19 protein-coding genes are annotated in these 19790 nt (G+C 59.9%); 7 read left to right on the top strand and 12 right to left on the bottom strand.

The window, feature by feature from the left end; all coding sequences use genetic code 11:
- Positions 1–63: 63 nt before the first annotated feature.
- From AC54AF_RS23675 to AC54AF_RS23705, 7 genes are all read right to left on the bottom strand, one after another.
- Positions 64–1059: an extracellular catalytic domain type 1 short-chain-length polyhydroxyalkanoate depolymerase gene (locus tag AC54AF_RS23675; protein WP_496638512.1), complete on the bottom strand. Its 996-nt coding sequence runs from the start codon at positions 1057–1059 to the stop codon at positions 64–66.
- Between the two features lie 84 nt (positions 1060–1143).
- Positions 1144–3363, bottom strand: coding sequence for a TonB-dependent receptor (locus AC54AF_RS23680; RefSeq protein ID WP_496638513.1), 2220 nt, complete (start codon positions 3361–3363; stop codon positions 1144–1146).
- A 148-nt stretch (positions 3364–3511) separates the two neighbouring features.
- A complete protein-coding gene (locus tag AC54AF_RS23685; protein ID WP_496638514.1) occupies positions 3512–4306 on the bottom strand; it encodes an alpha/beta fold hydrolase in 795 nt (264 codons plus the stop codon).
- Between the two features lie 116 nt (positions 4307–4422).
- Positions 4423–5061, bottom strand: a complete 639-nt coding sequence (locus AC54AF_RS23690; RefSeq protein WP_230503576.1) for a TetR/AcrR family transcriptional regulator — start codon at positions 5059–5061, stop codon at positions 4423–4425.
- A gap of 105 nt (positions 5062–5166) precedes the next feature.
- Positions 5167–6123, bottom strand: coding sequence for a bifunctional helix-turn-helix transcriptional regulator/GNAT family N-acetyltransferase (locus tag AC54AF_RS23695; RefSeq protein WP_496638515.1), 957 nt, complete (start codon positions 6121–6123; stop codon positions 5167–5169).
- A gap of 73 nt (positions 6124–6196) precedes the next feature.
- Entirely contained in the window at positions 6197–6625 is a 429-nt protein-coding gene (locus AC54AF_RS23700) for a hypothetical protein (protein ID WP_496638516.1), read from the bottom strand.
- 66 nt (positions 6626–6691) lie between these two features.
- Positions 6692–8647: a PKD domain-containing protein gene (locus tag AC54AF_RS23705; protein WP_496638517.1), complete on the bottom strand. Its 1956-nt coding sequence runs from the start codon at positions 8645–8647 to the stop codon at positions 6692–6694.
- A 330-nt stretch (positions 8648–8977) separates the two neighbouring features.
- On the opposite strand from AC54AF_RS23705, the gene AC54AF_RS23710 reads away from it, so the two are divergent.
- From AC54AF_RS23710 to AC54AF_RS23720, 3 genes are read left to right on the top strand one after another with little or no spacing between them, the layout of a single operon-like run.
- Positions 8978–9472 carry a hypothetical protein gene (locus tag AC54AF_RS23710; protein WP_496638518.1) on the top strand — a complete coding sequence of 165 codons (495 nt, stop codon included), beginning with the start codon at positions 8978–8980 and terminating at the stop codon, positions 9470–9472.
- Between the two features lie 51 nt (positions 9473–9523).
- A complete protein-coding gene (locus AC54AF_RS23715; protein ID WP_496638519.1) occupies positions 9524–10045 on the top strand; it encodes a DUF1993 domain-containing protein in 522 nt (173 codons plus the stop codon).
- A 29-nt stretch (positions 10046–10074) separates the two neighbouring features.
- Entirely contained in the window at positions 10075–10593 is a 519-nt protein-coding gene (locus AC54AF_RS23720; protein ID WP_496638520.1) for a hypothetical protein, read from the top strand.
- Positions 10594–10607: 14 nt separating this feature from the next.
- Here AC54AF_RS23720 and AC54AF_RS23725 read toward each other — a convergent pair whose 3' ends face one another.
- Positions 10608–11324: an SDR family oxidoreductase gene (locus tag AC54AF_RS23725; RefSeq protein ID WP_496638521.1), complete on the bottom strand. Its 717-nt coding sequence runs from the start codon at positions 11322–11324 to the stop codon at positions 10608–10610.
- Between the two features lie 152 nt (positions 11325–11476).
- Between AC54AF_RS23725 and AC54AF_RS23730 the strand changes: the two genes are divergently transcribed.
- Positions 11477–12781, top strand: coding sequence for an MFS transporter (locus tag AC54AF_RS23730; protein WP_496638522.1), 1305 nt, complete (start codon positions 11477–11479; stop codon positions 12779–12781).
- 57 nt (positions 12782–12838) lie between these two features.
- Here AC54AF_RS23730 and AC54AF_RS23735 read toward each other — a convergent pair whose 3' ends face one another.
- Positions 12839–13252, bottom strand: a complete 414-nt coding sequence (locus tag AC54AF_RS23735) for an SMI1/KNR4 family protein (protein WP_496638523.1) — start codon at positions 13250–13252, stop codon at positions 12839–12841.
- A gap of 379 nt (positions 13253–13631) precedes the next feature.
- On the opposite strand from AC54AF_RS23735, the gene AC54AF_RS23740 reads away from it, so the two are divergent.
- The 3 genes from AC54AF_RS23740 (at position 13632) to AC54AF_RS23750 (ending at position 18326) form a co-directional block, all read left to right on the top strand.
- A complete protein-coding gene (locus tag AC54AF_RS23740) occupies positions 13632–15212 on the top strand; it encodes an isocitrate lyase (RefSeq protein WP_131690063.1) in 1581 nt (526 codons plus the stop codon).
- A gap of 646 nt (positions 15213–15858) precedes the next feature.
- Positions 15859–16596 carry a LemA family protein gene (locus AC54AF_RS23745; RefSeq protein WP_131690064.1) on the top strand — a complete coding sequence of 246 codons (738 nt, stop codon included), beginning with the start codon at positions 15859–15861 and terminating at the stop codon, positions 16594–16596.
- A complete protein-coding gene (locus tag AC54AF_RS23750; RefSeq protein WP_496638524.1) occupies positions 16593–18326 on the top strand; it encodes an MAG1210 family protein in 1734 nt (577 codons plus the stop codon). Before AC54AF_RS23745 ends, AC54AF_RS23750 begins: the two co-directional genes overlap by 4 nt.
- Here AC54AF_RS23750 and AC54AF_RS23755 read toward each other — a convergent pair.
- The 3 genes from AC54AF_RS23755 to AC54AF_RS23765 all read right to left on the bottom strand — a co-directional run bounded on the left by AC54AF_RS23755 (position 18323) and on the right by AC54AF_RS23765 (position 19696).
- A complete protein-coding gene (locus tag AC54AF_RS23755; RefSeq protein ID WP_496638525.1) occupies positions 18323–18532 on the bottom strand; it encodes a hypothetical protein in 210 nt (69 codons plus the stop codon). The two genes, AC54AF_RS23750 and AC54AF_RS23755, sit on opposite strands and share 4 nt — an antisense overlap.
- A 101-nt stretch (positions 18533–18633) precedes the next feature.
- Complete coding sequence (locus AC54AF_RS23760) at positions 18634–19146, bottom strand: STY0301 family protein (protein WP_496638526.1); 513 nt, start codon at positions 19144–19146, stop codon at positions 18634–18636.
- 121 nt (positions 19147–19267) lie between these two features.
- Positions 19268–19696 carry an IS3 family transposase gene (locus AC54AF_RS23765; protein ID WP_496638527.1) on the bottom strand — a complete coding sequence of 143 codons (429 nt, stop codon included), beginning with the start codon at positions 19694–19696 and terminating at the stop codon, positions 19268–19270.
- Positions 19697–19790 lie beyond the last annotated feature (94 nt).

Genomic DNA, 19790 nt, shown 5'->3' on the forward strand with positions numbered 1-19790 from the left:
TGGCCAGCACGACGGGGCGCAATCGCTGCGCCCCACCGTACAAGCGGCAAGTTCCTCAACGCATCAGCGCTGGTAATTCTTGAAGAAATTCCAGCTGATCACGGTGGCGTCCGGGCCCAGCTCATCGCTGAATGGCCACCCGGGAGGTCCGCCGCTCCATGCATGGTTCATGCCCTCGACCGTGTACTTTTGCGCGATGATGGCGCCGTTGTGCAGGTAGGTGTCGATGGAATAGCTGCGGCCGTACGGCACCGTCTGGCGCACGATGCTGTCGGCACGGTAACGCACGCTGTCATTGTCGAGACCATCGTCGCCATAATCGCTGGTCTGCAGGAATTGTTCGATGGTTTGCTCGCCGTTGAGCGGGTTGACGACGATGTCCGAGGTGCCATGGAACACCATGGTCGGCATCAGGCGGCGCGGCGAACCGGAGCAGCGCCAGGCATCCTTGCCGCGCACCTTCGGATCGAAGGAACTGCCGTTGAACAGCGAATCGGCAGCCGTGACCAGACCAGTGGCGCCCTTGTACATGCCGCCCGAATGCACCATCACGGCGGCGAACACATCGGAATAACAGGCGGCCATGATGGACGCCAAGGCACCGCCCGCCGAGATGCCCGTCACATAGATGCGGCTGTCCTGCACCGCATACTTGTTCTTGACCTTGTTCAAGATGCCCATCAGCACGGCAGGTTCGCCCGTTCCGCGCTCCTGGTTCAACGGCAGCATGAAATTCCAGCAGCGCATGGGGTTGGCCGTGACGTTCTGGCGCGGATAGACGACGATGAAGTTTTCGCTGTCAGCCAGCTGGTTGTAGCGGCTGACGGCGGCCATGCTGTTGGGCTCGGAACCGCAGCCGTGCAGCATCAGCACCACGGGCAGCGGCGTGTTCGGATTGTAATTGCTCGGAAGCCAGACCTGGTACTCGCGCGTGCCCCACAGGCTCGCGTACAGGCCGAAATCCCACTGCCCGGCAGAGGCCGGCAGCGTGGCCAGCAAGCCGCAGGCGGCGATGATTGCAGATAAGAAGTGACGCAGTTGATGATGCAGATGTGCCATGCCAGTCTCCTGATTGTTATTAAGGACGAAAACAGCGACAACAAACCAGCCTGGCGCTCACCAGGCTGGCACTTCAACAAGCTTTTAGAACTTGTAGCCGGCCTTGGCGATAATCTGGCGCGGCGGACCATAGAAACCGTCGAGAATGAACACGGCCGGGATGTTGTAGCCATCCGTGCGGTAGCGCTTGTTGCCCAGGTTGCTGCCGTGCAGGCTGAAGGTCCAGTTCTTCGGCGCTTCCCACACGACGCCAGCCGTCCAGATGCTGTAGCCGCCCTGCGCCAGGGTTGCGCTCAAGTCCGTGGTCGGGTAGACCTTGCTGCGGTAGCCATAGCCGACCATGCTGCGCAAGGCGCCGCCGAACACGTCGCGGTCCGTGCGCGTCACGTTCAAGCCCACTTGCCGCGCGGGCGTGTTGCTGAACTTTTGCGTATCCGCAATGTTCTTGCCGCCGCTCATGAACTCGTCATAGTTGGCATCGAGCAAGGCCAGGAAGCCGTTGACTTCCCACTGGCGGTTGGGACGCCACGAGAATTCGAACTCGGCGCCTTTGACCGTCGCCTTGCCCGCGTTCGTGAAGTCGCCATAGAAGCCCGGCACGCCGCCCGGCTGCACATAGCTGGTAAACACAGACAACTGGATATCCTTGTAGCGGTTGTAGAACAGGGCCACGTTGGCGTCAAACGTGTCGTCCGGCGCCGCGTATTTCATGCCCACTTCCAGCGCATCGAGTTTTTCATCCTTGTAGGGCCGCGCGGAGTCCGGCACCACCAGGTTGTTGGCGCGCACGTTGTAGCCACCCGACTTGAAGCCGCGCGACAGGTTGCTGTAGAAATTCGTCGTCTTTGACGCTTCATAGCGCACGGACAGTTTCGGCGAGGTGTTGCTGACGGAGAGCGACTTGTCGAAGTCGGCCGCCGTCTGGATGGGCCGCGTAAAGCCCACGTCGGCAAAAGCACGGTTGAGCACGATGGCGCGCTTTTCCTCGCGCGTGTGGCGCAAGCCCGCATTGATGCTCCACGCCTTGCCCACTGGCCAGGTCCAGTCCGTGTACAGCGCCGTGCTGTCCGTCTCCACCGTACTGACGGCGGCCGTGAACTGGCGCCCCAGGAAATTGTTGTAGATGCCGCCGCCGGCCGTGCCTTCGAAGCGGTACAGGCCGATCACGCCGGCACCGTAGTCGCCGCTGTATGACGCCTGCAATTCCAGGCTTTTCTGTTCGTCGCGCGAGTCGCCGAACACGTCGGCAATCGGCTGTGGCAAGCCGTCGAAGTCGATGGTTTGCTCGGACGTGCTGCGCCGCTTGGCGCCGATCACTTTCACGGACCAGTCGTTCGAGACCGTGTAGTTGGCCACCAGCGAGCCGCCCCGGTTATGCGTGAAGTTGTTGCCCGGCATGCCGCTCTGGATATCATAGGCGCTGGTGCTGGCGGGCCGCTTGAGCGGGTCGAAGGCGCTCACGCCCATGCGCTGGAAGCCGCGCACGCCCGATTTGTCGTCCGTGGCGTCCAGGCTCAGCACGACAGTCAAGGGTATGTCCTGCGGAAAGTAGCCGATGGACAGGCGCGCGGCCGTGCTGTCCTGGTCGCTGACCTGTTCGCCATTGAAGGTGTTGCGGCCGAAACCGTCGCGGTCCAGCTTGGCAGCCGCCAGGCGCGCGCGCCAGGTGCCGCTCTCGTTGGCCAGGTTGAAGGCGGCCTTGAAGTTGCGCTGCTTGTAATTACCGATGCCCACTTCCGCCGAGGCGCCGTTTTCCTTCGCCAAGGGGCGCGAAATGTACTTGATGGCGCCGCCGATGGTGTTCTTGCCGTACAGGGTGCCTTGCGGGCCGCGCAGCACTTCGATGCGCTGCACGTCGAACACGTCGAGCAGTGCGCCTTGCGGACGGGCCATGTAGACGTCGTCAAAATAGATGCCCACGCCCGGATCCACGCCCCAGACGGGGTCGGCCTGGCCCACGCCGCGAATAAACGCCGTCAGGGTGGTGTTCGTGCCGCGCGAGGCGTACACGGTCAGGTTCGGCACGCGCTCCTGCAAGTCGGCCAGGTTCTGGATATTCGCCCGTTCCAGGGCCTTGGCGGAAAACGCCGTGACGGCCAGCGGCACGTCCTGCAGCCGCTCTTCGCGGCGGCGGGCGGAAACGGTGACAGTTTCCATGCGTTCTTTCGCGTCGCTGGCCTCGCTGGCGCTTTGGGCGCTGGCGGTGCCAGACGTGGCGGCTTCCTGCGCCAGGGCCTGGGTGGAAAAGCTGAAGGCGCCGGCAACGGCGAGGGCGGCGGGCATCAATTTCAAAGCAAGTTTCATAGCGTCTCCAATGTCAGGCTTGCTTGCCACCAGGGAAGACGGCCGGATTCCAGAAGCGCAAGACGTCACGGTACTCGCGCGCGTGTAGCGAGCACCTGCCCTGCGATGACTGTTTCCCGGCCCTCGGCCCGTGCGGCGAGTGGCCTGTTTATTTTGAATGTGTGGCGAGAAAGGACTGCAACAAGGTATTCACACGCTGCGCCTGGTCCAGGGGCGTGGCGTGGCGCGAGTTCGCGATAATCTCGATCTCGCACTGCTGAAACTGTGCGGCAAAGGCCCGCTTGCTGGCGACGGGCGTGTAATCCTGGTCGGCCGCCATGATGAAGACGGGCATGGCCAGGGCCTGGAAGTGAATATCGATATCCCAGTGGAAAATGGCGTCCAGCGCGGCCAGATAGGCGCGCTTGTCCATGCCGGCCATCTGCGTGGCGAAGCGCTCGACCAGCGCTTGCTGGGACGGATCGGGAAACAGTTTCTTGCCGATGATCTTGCCCATGGCTTTCAGGCCGAAGGTGGCAATCACGGTACGGCGCAGCCAGTAGGCAAACAGCAACGACGCCGGTTTGCTACCCTGGAACGGTTGCGAGTTGATCAGGCACAAACTGGCTACCCGGCCCGGGGCGCGGTTGGCCATTTCCAGGCCCACCATGCCGCCCAGGGAAAAGCCGACGATGTGCGCGCGCGGCACGTCGAGCTGGTCCATCAGGTTGAAGAGGTCGTTGGCGAAGTCGCCGATCTGCCAGTCGCCGATTGGCGCGGGACTGGCGCCATGGCCGCGCAGGTCGGGCACGATCAGGCGATAGCTGCTGCCGAGGGCGTCAATTTGCGGGCGCCAGTCTGCGGCGCAGGAACCGAGGCCGTGCAACAAAAACACGGGCTCGCCCTGCCCCTTGCCCAGGTCGAGGTAATGCAATGGAACATCGGATGTCGTGTGACGCCGCATTCTGTCTCCTTGCTGTTGAACATGCTTTGTGTTCAGGTGCAGGAATATGTTTTCCTGCTGTTGGAAAACATAATACGGAATCCGAATTCCGATTTCAAGTTAAATCGCTAAATATCTCAAGTCAGGTAATTTAAAGCAACACGCACCAGTTCATCTTCCAGTGCCGCGCCCGACAAGAAGGACAGCGAACCCGTCAGGGTGTGCTGGTTCAGGATGCCCAGCAGCACGGGCGGCACCACCATCATGGCCTGCGTGGGGTTCGGGTGGCGGATGCTGGACGACTTGCTGGCCAGCACGGCCACCGTCCGTTGCGAGATCAGATGATTGATCTGGTGCACCCGGTCGCGAAATTGCGCATCCTGCGACGCGCGCGTGATCAGGGCCCGCAACACGCCGCTGCGCCCGCCATTCACGGCCACGAACATGGCCACCATGGCGCGGATGAAGTCTTCCAGGCTGCGCCCTTCCCATTGACGCAGCTCCGTCAGGGTCTCGACCTTTTCCACCATGTCGGAAAAAAAGCGCTGCAACAGCAAGCGGCTCAGGGTGTCCTTGTCGCCCAATAAACGGTAAAACGTGCCCACCGAGGTTTCCGCCAGCCTGGCCAGGTCGGCCACGCCGATTTCATCGAAGCGGTTTTCCGCCAGCAACTGTTCGCCCACCTGCAGCAGACGCTCGAACGCTTGCTTGCTGCGCGCCTGGGTGGGTTCCGGGGGAACGATCATCTGCGGGAAGGGCATCGGAAAGGAAGGCATGCGGCGTCGGCGTCTCGAATAGTGGAACCTGGGTTCCGTTATGGGTGCGCGTATTGTAACGCGGGAGACGGCCGATGGGGAGCGCCGCATGCAAGCCTGATGGCGCTAGCGTCCCTGCCACTCCATGTAGACGTCGGCGCGCTGGTAATGGGCGTCGCCGGCCGGCCGCGCCACGTGGCTAAAACCGCTGCTTTCGTACAGGCGGATGGCGGGCGCCAGCTTGCTGTTCGACTCCAGGAACAGCAGCTGGGCGCCGCTGGCCTCGAAGGCGTCGAAGGCCCGTTCGATCAGCCGGCGCGCGATGCCCAGGCCCTGGCACTCTGGAGTGACGGCCATCTTCGACAGCTCGATGCTGGCGTCGCCGTCGCGGATCAGGGCGCAAGTGCCGACGATCTTTCCGTCCAGGCGCGCGAGGAAAATCTGCCCGCCAGCGTCGAGGATGGAACTTTGCGGATCGGACAGCACCTTGTCGTCGAGCGCCTCGACATAGAAATAGCGCTCCAGCCAGGCGATATTCAGGCGCTTGAAATCGGCCGCGTATTGGGCCGCGTAATCGATGATTTCCACCGCGGCCCGCTCGCGCTGGCGCCGGCAGGCGGCGATCGTCTCGCCGAAGCCTTGCGATTGCAGGCGCGCTTCCGCCCGGTCCAGGCTGGCCATCAGCTGCGGCGTGCCGTGCTCGAATACCATATCGACGGCCGCGCGCACATCGTCCCACAGGGGCGCCATGTCGCGCAGCAAGGCTTGCCCGGTGTCGGACAGCGCCAGCAGGCGGCGCCGCTCATCCTTGGCGTCCGGCAGCTCCGTCACCACGCCGGCATCGAGCAGCTTGCGTCCCAGCTGCACCACCACAGGGTGCGTCTGCCCGATCTGCGCGGCCAGGGCCGTGATCGCCGTGGGACCGTTGTCGCGCAGCAGCAATAACAAGGGGAAACAGCGCGACGTCAGCTCGACGCCGGCGGCCAGATAGCTGGTATCGACACCGGCATACAGTTGATCGGAAAGACGGCGCAGGCGGCTGGCCAGCATCAGCGAGCCGTAGGTTTGCAAGTTGGAAGACATGAGATCGGGATATATGTAAGTAGTTACGTATACCCTAACGTAAACCGGCTTTCCAGGTCAAGCACAGGCTTGCCTAGTCCTCATCATCGGCCAGCGCCGCTCGCAGCCTGGCCTGAAATACCGTCTCGACCATCTCGCCCAGAGCCGGCCACACCTGCGTCAGCCAGCGCTTGCCCTCTTCGCTGGGCGCCACATACGGCGCGTCGCGCGTGGCGCAGGCCAGGCCGATGGCGATGACTTGCCCCGCATCGTCCAGGCCACCGGCGATCATGGCGTCGATGGGCATGGCGATCAGCCCGGCGGTCAGATGCGGACGCAACAGGCAAGCGGGCGCGATGATGGCGAACGACGCTTCCGCATAACTCCAGCAGTTGGTGGGCCAGTGGGCAGCCTTGACGGCATCGAGGAAGGCCGCGTCGCTGAAGGCATCCGGCTGGGCTTGCGCTTGCGCATAGAAAGCGGCAAGGGCGACGAGTTGGGGCGGGGAAGTCCAGGTGGGCATGGGAACACAGACAAGAAGGGCTGGCGAACGCGGGACCGAAGCCCGGCGTTCGCCATATTACATCACTTAGTTGGACGTGAAGTCTGCGTTATAAACGAAAGACTGGCCCGTTTCCGCCACAAAGAACTTGTACGTCAGTTTAGCCGTTGCGCCATTCGTCTTGGGCGACACCAGCGAGAAGGTGGCGCTGCTGCCGGCAGGAATGACCTGGCCCGACACCAGACCGACGATGGCTGGAATGACCTTGCCGGTACTGTCGACGGCCGTCACATTGGTAATCATGAAGCTGGTCCCGGCGGCAGCCACCTTGAAGGTATCGACCGTAAAGTTGGCCGCACACGATCCTGAGCACGACTTCTGTACCGTCGCATTGGCGAGGTAAGGCAAGCCGGCCTGCATGTCGACCGGACCGGCTCCATTGTCCTGCACCTGGTACAAATTGAGCAGATTCGGCGTCGCCGTCACCGTCACATTATCTGCGTCACTATTCGCCGAGCCATCGTTGACGATCAATGCGGCAACATAATCGCCAGCCACATCTGCGACAAATGTCGGCTGCGCGGCAGTCAGCGATGACAGCACGGCCTTGCTGTCAGCAGGCTTGCTCTTCAATTGCCATCGATACGTCAAGGCATCGTGGTCCGCATCCGTACTGCCAAGTCCCGTCAAACGCACGGTCGTTCCCGGCGCGACAACCTGGTCTATGCCCGCATTGGACATCGGCACCCCATTGGTCGAGCTTGCAGTGGCAATAATGGTGGCGGTCGATGGCGCGCTGTCGACCGTACCGTCATTGACAACCAGGCTGACGACATAGGTTCCCGGCACGTTCGCCACAAATCTGCTGACTGGATCAAAGCGCGCCCATGTACTGGAGAATGGTTGCAGCATGCTAGTTGCAGGTACGGAAATGAACGTCCACTTATAACTGAGATTGTCGCCGTCCGCATCCGAACTTCCCTGGCCATCGAGGATCACGCCATATGCACCTGCCAGCACACGCTGATCCACGCCGGCATTCGCCACCGGGGCGGCATTCGTGGACGTCGCCGTAATCGTCACGTTCATTGGATTGCTCGTTATCTTTCCATCATACACACGCAAGGTGGCGACATATGTGCCAGCCCTGTCGGCGATGAATGAGGGTTTCACCAGCGTGGGAGACGACAGCGTGGCAGTACTCATGGGCGGACTGGAAGTCAAGGTCCAGTAATACGTCAGGGTATCGCCATTCGCATCGGAACTTGCGCTGCCGTCGAGAGTGACGGTGCTCCCCTTGAGTACGTTCTGCGCCGCGCCCGCATTGGCCAATGGCTCGGCATTGGCGACAACCGCCGTCATCGTCACGAAAGCCGGCGCACTATCCACCTTGCCGTCGTTGACAATCAGGCTCACTTCATATGCACCGGGCAAATCCATAGAGAGATACGGGCGCACCGAGTTGACATCCATCAACTGCGCAGTGCTGCCGGCCGGCTTCGATACCAGGCTCCATTTATATATCAGGATATCGCCATTCGCATCGCTGCTTTCGCTACCGTACAACATGATGCCCATCCCCGCAACGACGCTCATTGGACGGCCCGCGTGGGCGACCGGCGGGGCATTGGCTACCGACGCGGTGATCGTGACCGAAGACAGTTCGCTGCTGATCTTGCCATCACTGACCAGCAAGGTGGCCACGTAAGTGCCAGCCACATCGGCGGTAAAGGTCGGTTTCACGGCGGATAAGGCATCGAGGGCGGCGGCACTGGTGACGGGTTTGGAACTCATCACCCATTTGTAGGTCAAGGCATCGCCATTCGCATCGGAGCTGGTACTCGCATCCAGGGTCACGACGCCGCCGACAACCACGCTTTGGGCTGGCCCGGCTTGCGCGACCGGCTGCGTATTGACCACGGTGACGGGGGGAGTTACGGGTGGCACAACTGCGCCGCTATTCTCCGCAGCGTCATTGCTCCCGCCGCCACAGGCCGACAAGGCAGCAAAAGCCAGCGCACAACATAAAATTCTACTATTCACGTGATATTCCGATCAGGTTAATGACATTTCACTCGACCCGAATTATTCACGATAAATAAAAAATATGATAGGCAAGCGCTGAATTGAACGGCATAAAATATCTTAATTCCAGCGCCGCATTCTTATTATCTATTTCAAACAAAGAAAAAATAATCGCATTGAAACCATCGACCAACTTTCATTTGTAACGATGAGTTACCGCCGCCAGTAAAATCAAGAAATAGAAGAACAAGGATGATTCATTTTCGCCGAAAAGAAATCTATTACTGCGAGTAAAATATGAACACACAAGTCATAATGGCAGCCCATCGCGATCATTTCATTCATTCCATGCCACCCTCATTCGAACGCTGGAAAACCGAACTTTTAATTGTGGGCAACATCGTCCAGGATGGCGACACGGCCACGCCGCCCGATGAAGCCCAGCGGCGTTTCCAGCGCTACTGCGCCATGCTCGATGCGCTGACGGGCACGGAAGGCGCGCACTACGCGCTGGCCATCTTTCAGTCCGTGCAGGCCGGGCACGATTACGGCGCCTACCAGACGGCCAACCGGGCCGCCTGGCGCTTCGGCGAGACGGCGTATTGCGCTGCCTTGCTGCAGGAACTGCCGCGTTTGATCGCCACCCTGCCCGACTGGGCTGGCGAGTTTCTCGTTTCCATCGCCAATGGCGCCGGCAAGCCCCATGCCTCGGCCATCACCTGTTTCAACACCGTGCTGGCCACCGCGCCGCCCGCGCAGCAGTCGCTGATCGTGGCTTTTATTGCACAGGAAGAAGACGATGGCTGGTTCGAGCATTGCCCGGGCGTCCTGGGGCATCCGTAAAGGCAGGGCGCCTTCCCACTCCCTTTCAGCATCACTACTTGAGGACTATCCATGTCGGTCTACGCCATCACCATCCCCTGCTTTGCGCAAATGCTGCGCTCCCTGACGACGCTGTTAATTAAAGGCGAAGAACGCGCCCAGGCGCTGGGTTTCGATCCGCAAAACCTGCTCGACGCGCGCCTGGCACCCGACATGCACACCCTGGCGCGCCAGGTGGAATTTACGTGCACGCAGGCACAGGAAGCCCTATGCCGGCTGACGCAGCAAGCGCTGCCCCGGCTCGCCACGCCCGCCGACATGCGGCAAGCCAAGGCGCTGATCGAGGACACCCTGGCGATGCTCGCGGCGGCGGACCGCGCCGCGGTCGACGCTGGCGCGCAGCAGCAAGTATCGATCGCCCTGGCCGGCGGCTTGCGCTTCGACATGACGGGCCAGGAATACGCGCTCAACTGGGCCACGCCGCAGTTCTATTTTCACCTGGTGACGGCGTACAACATCCTGCGCCACAACGGCGTGCCGCTTGGCAAGGCCGAATATGTGCAGCACATGTTTGCCTATGCGCGCCCGGCATAATTACTTGTATATGTGAAGGAAGGAAAACCATGCTGTTATCACTCGACGATCCCATCTGGCACACCCTGGAAGGCGGCTACCGCATGCCCTGCGACGTGGCCGAGGCGCTCAAGGCCATGCAGGCGGGCGAAGACGTCTGGCATGAGCTGTGGGAAGAGCTGCACCACCAGGGCGACGTGGGCGTCGCTTCGTATGCGGCCGTACCCCAGCTCGTCCACATGCTCGGTGGCGCACAATCGCGCGCGGAAGATTTCTATGCGCTCATCGCCCTGATCGAACTGGAGCGCCACCGCCAGCACAATCCGCCCCTGCCGGACTGGCTGGCCGACAGCTACCGTGATGCCTGGGCGCAGCTGCCCGCCATCGCCGCGCGCGATCTGCAGGGCCAGCTGGACCCCGCCATGATGGAATCCGTGTTCGCCGTACTGGCCCTGGCCAAGGGCAAGCTGCGGCTGGGCGCCCTGCTGCTGCACATGGATAGCTCGGAGGTGGACGAGTGGCTGGAAGAGCGGCTCGGCTGGTCCGAAGTCTACGGCAAGGACGCGTAAAGCTTGGAAATAAGCTAGAAACGCTCGTCGCGCAGCGCCGGCAGCACCAGCTCGCGCACGAACGAGGCATTCGACAAGCTCAGCAGCATGCGCACGACGGCGACGACGTCATGCACGGGAATCAGCTCGCCCTCGCCGCGCGCGCTAGCGTCCGCCAGCGGCACGGACAAGCCATCGTAAGTATTCAGATAACCGAGCTGCAGCGCCGTCACGGCCAGCCCCTGCGCGCGGAAACCTTCGCGCAAGGCATCGGCGATGCCGTTCAGGGCGAATTTCGAGGCGCTGAACGTCACTTCCGGGCGGCCGCTCTGGCGCAGGCCGGAAGTCGACCCCGTGAGTATCAGCTGCGGCTTGCTGCTGGCCAGCAAGCGCGGCACCAGGCGCTTGAGCAGCAAGATCGTCGCCGTAATATTCGTATTGACCATGTCGACGATGGCCTCGTCCGCATCGCCGAGGAAAGCATACTCGTCGCTGAAGGCCTTTTCTTCCCACACGCCCAGGTTGTAGATCACCGCGTCCAGCGTGGCGGGCGCTACACGCGCGATGCGTTCGACCGCCTCGGCGGGTGACGCCAGGTCCGCCGCGATCCATTGCAGCTGCGTGCCTGGGGCTGCGGGCAAGTCGGCAGGCTGATGGCGCGATACGCCGATGACGGAATGCCCGTCAGCGAGCAAACCGTCCACCAGCGCGCGCCCCAGGCCCCGGCTGGCGCCCACGATCATGATGTGCATTGTGTGTCCTTTCCAATGAAGTCAACGCTGATGATAGCGGCGTTGTATTAAGCACAGCTGAGGCGGCTCCCCCATCCCCCTGCATTTACTCGCGCGGCGGAAATGCGTATGCTAGGTCCGGCAATCTCCGATAACACACAAGAACGAGACACATGCCTACCTCCACCATCGCCGCAAGCAACGCCGCAAGCCGTCCCCTCACCCAACAAGACTATAAAACCCTGTCGCTGGCCGCCCTCGGCGGCGCGCTGGAATTCTACGATTTCATCATCTTCGTCTTCTTCGCCAACGCCATCGGCCAATTGTTCTTCCCACCGGAAATGCCGGACTGGCTGCGTTTGCTGCAAACCTTCGGCATCTTCGCCGCCGGCTACGTCGTGCGCCCGCTGGGCGGCATCGTCATGGCCCACTTCGGCGACTTGCTGGGCCGCAAGCGCATGTTCACCCTCTCCATCCTGATGATGGCCGTGCCGACCTTGCTGATCGGCCTGCTGCCCACCTACGCCACCATCGGCCTGGCCGCCCCGCTCCTGCTGCTGCTGATGCGCGTCTTCCAGGGCGCGGCCGTGGGCGGCGAAGTGCCGGGCGCCTGGGTGTTTGTGTCCGAACATGTACCGAGCCGTTTCACGGGCTTTGCCTGCGGCACGCTGACGGCCGGCCTGACGGTGGGAATTTTGTTGGGCTCGCTCGTGGCGACGGGTTTGAACACCGTCTACACGCCGGCAGAAATCACCGATGGCGCCTGGCGCTATCCGTTCCTGCTGGGCGGCATCTTCGGTTTCGGCGCCATGTATTTGCGCCGCTGGCTGCATGAAACCCCCGTCTTCGCGGAAATGCAGCAGCGCAAGGCGCTGGCGACGGAAATGCCATTGAAATCCGTGCTGCGCAGCCACCGCGGCGCCGTCGCCGTGTCGATGTTGCTGACCTGGATGCTGTCGGCGGGCATCGTCGTCATCATTTTGATGACCCCGGCCCTGCTGCAAAAAATCCACCACATCGCGCCGCGCACCACCCTGGTCGCCAATACCGTCGCCACCCTGTGCCTGGCCTTCGGCTGCGTCATCGCCGGCATGCTGGCCGACCGCCTGGGCGGCAAGCGCGTGATCTTCGTCGGCTCCGTGCTGCTGGCCATCAGCACGTATATTTTCTACACCACCATCGGCAGCCGCCCCGACTTGCTGCTCCCCCTGTACGCGATGACGGGCCTGTGCGTCGGCGTCGTCGGCGCCGTGCCCTACGTGCTGGTGCAGGCATTCCCGGCCCAGGTGCGCTTCTCCGGGCTGTCGTTTTCCTACAACTTGTCGTACGCGATCTTTGGTGGCCTGACACCCGTGGTCGTGACCCTGATGCTGAAAAACAACGTGCTGGGCCCCGCCTATTACGTGATCGGCGTGTGCGTGGTGGGCATGCTGACGGCGCTGTTCATCAAGGATCAAAGGCAGACCGTGGGACGATAAATACACGCAGCGCGCGGGGCTAGCCTCGTGCGCTGCAACAATTACCCCGGCAACCTATCAAGAAAATAGCAATAGGAAGTCTTCAAAGGAGTTGGAGATCTTTCGCCAGTAATCATCGTCCCATAAGATGACAGAGGGCGCGCTCCGGGCGCCCCTGAAATCGAAACAGAATGGACTCCCGTCGCCGGCCATGCCGAAACAAATAATTTCTGCAAAATCAACGATGTCCGGAATGGCTCCCGGGCCAGCACTGACACTTCCAGGCTCTCCATAGCAGCCATCGCCGACGAAATACACCCCAAGCTTCGCTGTCTGGACAGTCAATTCGACGACATCCGTATAGATGTGAGCCAATTCCGTCTGCAAGACGCCACCGAAGGAATCGAGCTCTTGCTTCAGTCTCAAATTGCAAAATCCTTCCGCATCCCGATACCTTGCCGCAAAAGCAACATACTCGACGGGTAAATCCATACCGTTCATCTGCATCGCTGACTTTACCTTTCACAATCGGATCATGATATTAAAACAAAATTGCTTCTGCGCCACCTTCGGGTGGCTTTTTTTCGCCCCGATTTGTCGCGCTGCACCAAATTCTGAAAAGACGTTTCACATTACGAAATTTCAAACAGCAGACTCAGCCATTAATGCTCTCACTTTTTGAAAATTCATTTCACATCCTGAAAAATCATAATTAAGCCGTTAAAAAACAAAGACTTAATTTAAGTTATATGTCTTATATAAGACTTGAACATCGACGCCAATCGGCCTACTATTTAGTCATGCAGTTTGCTTCGACAAAGCGGCGCACTCGACGATTTTCTCAAACTTAGTTTTTCTTTAGGAGATACACATGTCCCAATATCAAGACGACATCAAGGCTGTTGCCGGTTTGAAAGAGCAACAAGGCAGCGCATGGAACGCCATCAATCCCGAGTCCGCCGCCCGCATGCGCGCCCAGAACAAGTTCAAGACCGGCCTGGACATCGCCCGCTACACGGCGAAGATCATGCGCAACGACATGGCCGCCTACGATGCGGACCCATCGAAATACACCCAGTCGCTCGGTTGCTGGCACGGTTTCATCGGTCAACAGAAGATGATCTCGATCAAGAAGCACTTCAACAGCACTGACCGCCGCTACCTCTACCTGTCCGGCTGGATGGTGGCCGCCCTGCGCTCCGAGTTCGGCCCGCTGCCAGACCAGTCGATGCATGAAAAAACCGCCGTCTCGGCACTGATCAAGGAACTCTACACTTTCCTGCGCCAGGCCGATGCCCGCGAACTGGGCGGCCTGTTCCGTCAGCTGGACGCTGCCCAAGGTGCTGAGAAGCAAGCGATCCAGGCCAAGATCGACGGCCACGTCACGCACGTCGTGCCCATCATCGCCGACATCGACGCCGGTTTCGGCAATGCCGAAGCCACGTACCTGCTGGCGAAGCAGTTCATCGAAGCGGGCGCCTGCTGCATCCAGATCGAAAACCAGGTATCCGACGAGAAACAATGCGGCCACCAGGACGGTAAAGTCACGGTGCCGCACGAAGACTTCCTGGCCAAGATCCGCGCCATCCGCTACGCCTTCCTGGAACTGGGCGTGGACGACGGCATCATCGTCGCCCGCACCGATTCGCTGGGCGCCGGCCTGACCAAGCAGATCGCCGTCACCAATGAGCCAGGCGACCTGGGCGACCAATACAACTCCTTCCTCGACTGCGAAGAAGTGTCGGCCGATGCGCTGGGCAATGGCGACGTCATCATCAAGCGCGAAGGCAAGCTGCTGCGTCCGAAACGCCTGCCGAGCAACCTGTTCCAGTTCCGCGCCGGCACCGGCGAAGAACGCTGCGTGCTCGACTGCATCACCTCGCTGCAAAACGGCGCCGACCTGCTGTGGATCGAAACGGAAAAACCGCATATCGCGCAAATCGGCGGCATGGTCAGCGAAATCCGCAAAGTCATCCCGAACGCCAAGCTGGTGTACAACAACAGCCCGTCGTTCAACTGGACCCTGAACTTCCGCCAGCAGGTGTACGACATCATGAAGGCCGATGGCAAAGACGTGTCCGCCTACGAACGCGCCCAGCTGATGAGCGTGGAATACGACCAGACGGAATTGGCGATCACGGCCGACGAGAAAATCCGCACCTTCCAGGCCGACTCGGCCCGCGAAGCCGGCATCTTCCACCACCTGATCACCCTGCCGACCTACCACACGGCTGCCTTGTCGACCGACAACCTGGCCAAGGAATACTTCGGCGAGCAGGGCATGCTGGGCTACGTGGCCGGCGTGCAGCGCAAGGAAATCCGCCAGGGCATCGCCTGCGTGAAACATCAAAACATGTCCGGCTCGGACATCGGCGACGATCACAAGGATTACTTCAGCGGCGAAGCGGCGCTGAAAGCGGCTGGTAAAGACAACACGATGAACCAGTTCTGAGCGTTTGGTTTGACTGTAGAGTAAGAAAGCCCGCTTCGGCGGGCTTTCTCGTTAACCGAACGGCAATCCCGCTTGCTTAAGGATGTTCATGCTTCATAGGCATACCGCGAAGCGATAGTCCGGATGCTAACGGCAATCGATATCTTTCTGCCCCGCCGTGTTACTTCACCGCTGCATTGCAGCCCCTTCCCGCATTTCCTCTATTTGCCGATGGCAGAGCCGTAATAAATTCTTGATCATTGATTTCTCCGCAAAGTCTGGTCTGGCGCAGCCGAAGATACGGTGGAGGGCGGGGATTGCCTACCGGTCCGGAATGAATGTATTGGGACGCTATGGCAGGCTGGAAGCGGGTGTCCGTTATCCAGTGCCCCGCCTCCCTGCCGCCGGGTTTATGCAAGCGGCTGGCTGAAAATTGGCCGCGCCGGAAAATATCCAGGATTTTTCCCGAAACCTCACATGAAATATCGGCTTGACCGCCCTTGATTGGATTTCATTCTTCAAGATATGATGACAAAAAAATTAATTTTGGGAAACTTACACGATACACCGCCATTTCGCTCCCGCACTTCAAAAGCTAAAGCGAAATATTTTGCAACCGAGCGAGAGACGCTCAATCAGAAACACTCAATACAAAGGATTTTCAAGCATGGCAAATGATTTGGACGAAGTAACTGGCCCGATAAATGAGCAGGGGCGCGACATCAACGTCATCAGCAAGCAGATTTCCGTCCAAGTCGGCACCGGGTCGCTCATATTTGAAATCGCCCTATGGGCGGTCCTTCCACTGATCGGAGGCTTGGCGCTGCTGACCGGTGCGTTGCCGCAAACCTACAGCTTGGCACTCCTGGTGCTGGGGGCACTGCCAGGCCTGGTCTTCCTGTTCATGAAGATCTCCGCCCTGGCGTATCTGCGCAAGCTGCAGCAGAAAATCCAGGCCGATGCTTCACAGATCGACAATTACCTGGAACAGCGCGTCGTCGTCCTGAACAACGTGGTTGGCCTGGTCGCAAAAGCGATCGACCTCGACAAGGACGTGATGAAGTCGGTAGCGGCTTACCGGAGCGGACAGAACGCCGATGCCGAACGCAATCAGGCATCCCAGAAAATCGACGGGATTTTTTCCCGCATCAGCCTGGCGTGCGAAGCCTACCCGGATCTGAAGGCACAAGCCGTCATCGCCGATGCCATGCGCCAGAACAGTTATCTGCAAAAGGAAGTGACCGCCGCGCGCACGCTGTATAACGATACCGTCGGCATGTGGAACCAGGACGTCTTTGCCTGGCCGACCAAGCAGATCGTTGCGGCGCGACAAGGTTATACCACGCGCATTCCTTTCACTGCCTCCGCCGAAACCAAGGCTGCCGCCCGGAGCGTCTTCTTTTGATCAACGACGTCCATGAACCATTGGAGCAGTATTCTTTCCATTTCAAAAATGCTCACGCCAGCAATACGTCGGACTTTTTCGAAGACCTCGTGCGCCAGTCCGGCGTGGACGAGAACGCCAACATCACGACGGTGCAGGAACTACGCGTGCTCGAAAAGCAGGCCGCGGGCGCCGGTTCCAGCAACAAATGGTGGCGTATCCTGCGCGGCGCCAGCATCGTGGCCGCGCTGCTGGCGGCACTCTATCTCTACGCCTATCACGCATGGCCATGGCTCATGGTCCCGGCGATTGCGCTTGCCGTTGCGATTCCTACGCTCAATCGCATCATCAACGATTCCGACGCGCAGTTAAAGCGGCTGCAGGAAGCCTGCGACGAAAAGCGTGCCGTGGCCTGGGGCCAGATGGTGCCGCTGAACCGCCTGTACGACTGGGATATCGTGGCGAAGCTGATGCAACAAACAGTGCCTCGCATCGCATTCGACCCGTATTTCAGCAACGGCCGCATGGAAGAGCTGCGCAACAGCTTTGGCTGGTATGGCAATCTTGGTGAGAACCATTCGATCGAGTTCTCGCACAGCGGCGTACTGAACGGCAACCCGTTCATTCTTGCACGCACCTTGTCGCACTCGATGGGCAGCAAGACATACCATGGCTCGCTGGCTATCAGCTGGACGGAACATTACCGCAATTCGCAAGGCAAATCGGAAACCAGAACCCGCCATGAAACTCTGCGGGCCTCGATCGAGCGTCCGATGCCCGAGTACGAAAACCAGACGTTTATCGTCTACGGCAACGAAGCGGCGCCGGATCTCGTGTTCAGCCGCCACCCGTCAAAACTCTCCCGCCTGGAGGACGGCTTCCTCGACAAATGGCGGAAGAATCGCGCCATCAAGAAGCTGGAAGCAAAGTCCCGCGATGTCGACGAGGGGCATACTTTTACGGTGATGGCCAACCGCGAATTCGACGCCTTGTTCGATGCCACGGACCGCAACCATGAAGTACAGTTCCGGCTGTTGTTCACGCCGTTGGCGCAACAGGAAATGCTCAAGCTGCTCAAGGATAGTCAAACAGGTTTTGGCGACACGTTCGTATTCGAAAAAACCCGCATGATCAACGTGCTGGAATCGGGACATATGCGCGCTACCGATATCAGCGGCGCCCCGGAGAAATTTTTCGCCTACGAACTGGCCCAGGCGCGCACGTTTTTCAACGCCTATCACAACGATTTCTTCAAGTCGTTCTACTTTGGGATCGCCCCGCTGCTTGCCATCCCGTTGTACCAACAGCATCGGCCGCACTCGGACATCTATCAAGACACGTATTCGCACAAACCCTGTTTCTGGGAGCATGAAGCGATTGCCAATTACCACGGCGAGGCGATGTTTCAGCATCCCGAGTGCGTCACGCGAAGTATCCTGAAGACATCCATGCAACAGGAGGCCGACGGATCGCAGAAAGTGCATGTAACGGCCAGCGGCTTCCGCAGCGTCGCGCGAACCCACTACGTCTCGGTGAGAGGTGGAGATGGCCGCTCCCATCAAGTTCCAGTGCATTGGGACGAGTACTTCGAGGTCGAGAATAGCGCCAACATGCTGGTAAAGGAAACGGCTTCGCCAGGCGGCACTGTTGCGGATGATGTCGCGTTGCCGCAGGCGTTTTCACAGCGTGGCATCGATGCCGGGAAGACTGTGCTTCGCCGCTCGATTGTGTCGGCGGTTTTGGCTGGTTAGGGAACTTTCGCGGACTGCGTGCAGATCATCGTCAGCATCGCGGTAAATTCGGTGATTCCGGTGATGGCGGGGTTTCTGGCCCAGCGGCCGGTCTGGGTGACGGTGCAAAAGTGGATGATGGGGGAGTGCTGACGGGGTTGGCGACGAAGATGGCTAATGAGTGCAGGAAATAAAGAGCCGATGGTGAGCTTTTGCTTATGCCACATACAGTTGCCAAACCAGAATGCCGTTCAGTCCAAGCTGAACGGCATTTTTTATACTGAACACCCGCAGGCCCTCCAAGCGATACCGTCGAGACCAGAATGACTTAACGGCAATCGATATCGATCTCGTTCTGCCCCGCCTTGCGGCCCTTCCTGTAGGTGAATTCGCAAAGGCTGACGCTGTCGTCCATTCTCTTCGACGGTGTCACCTCACCATGCACGCCGTAACTGCATTGCAACCACTTGCCCTCGGGATAGCGGCCCTCCAGGCGATAGCTGAGTATCGTCTGCCCTTTCTTCGTGCGCTCCGCGCTGGGCACGAGCTGTCCCCTTCGCTCAGGTGCGCCATCGATCGGCGCTGCGGCGCTCAGGTAGAGCGGGCTGTCGATATACGGTGTCCAGCCGGCCGGCACGGCATTCAGGCTGATCGATGCCGCTGGCACGCTCTCCGGGCAAGCGAGCGAGGTGGCCACGGCAGTCTGCGCGAACACGGGGGCCAGGGTCACACGGGGGCCAGGGTCGGGGCCAGGGTCAGGTCCGCTATTGGGACACGGACTGATGCATGATGCGTTGGATGCTGTAGAAGATTGCTCAGTCGAAGACTTGATAAGAATCACGAACGCGCGCCGAGGACGTGCGTTCGTTGTTCTAACTGAGCCAGTTTCTGCAGTGCTCAATGTATCACCCCATGTCCAAATGGCGGACCTGATCCCGGCCCCTCAAATCTTGTCAGGGACATCAACCTGAAAGGCGCGCTTGAGCAGATCGGGCGCTGGAGGCTGCACACGCTCCTTCGCTTGCATGACGCGGAAGCCGTTTCATGCGGGTCGTTTGAATGTATTCCAGTTTGCGCAGTCTGATCACGCGATGCTTCCCACATTGGATGCCTTCGGCCTTGAGCAAATGCCACATCTTCACCGCCCCAGGCGCCCAGCGATGCGCTGTGTTGATGGCGACGATTCTGGCACGCAAAGCTAAGTCCTGCTGGCTGCGTAAGCTTGGTCTGGCCTTCTTGAAGGCGTAGTACAGGCTGCGGCTGATATCGAGCACACGACATAGCGACTTAACTGAAAACTCGCTGCGGTGCGCATCAATGACGGCGTACTTCACTTCTTTAGGCGGGTTAAGTACGCATCTACCCGGGTGCTTGCACGTCCACTGATCCATGACTAGGTGTCCAGTCCCGTTTGATCATAAACGCGCTTGACGAATAGCTCCGGTTTCTTTTGCTGCCATTCTTTGAGCGCCTGGATGGGTGTTT

Source organism: Janthinobacterium sp. JF4 (genome assembly GCF_059617925.1).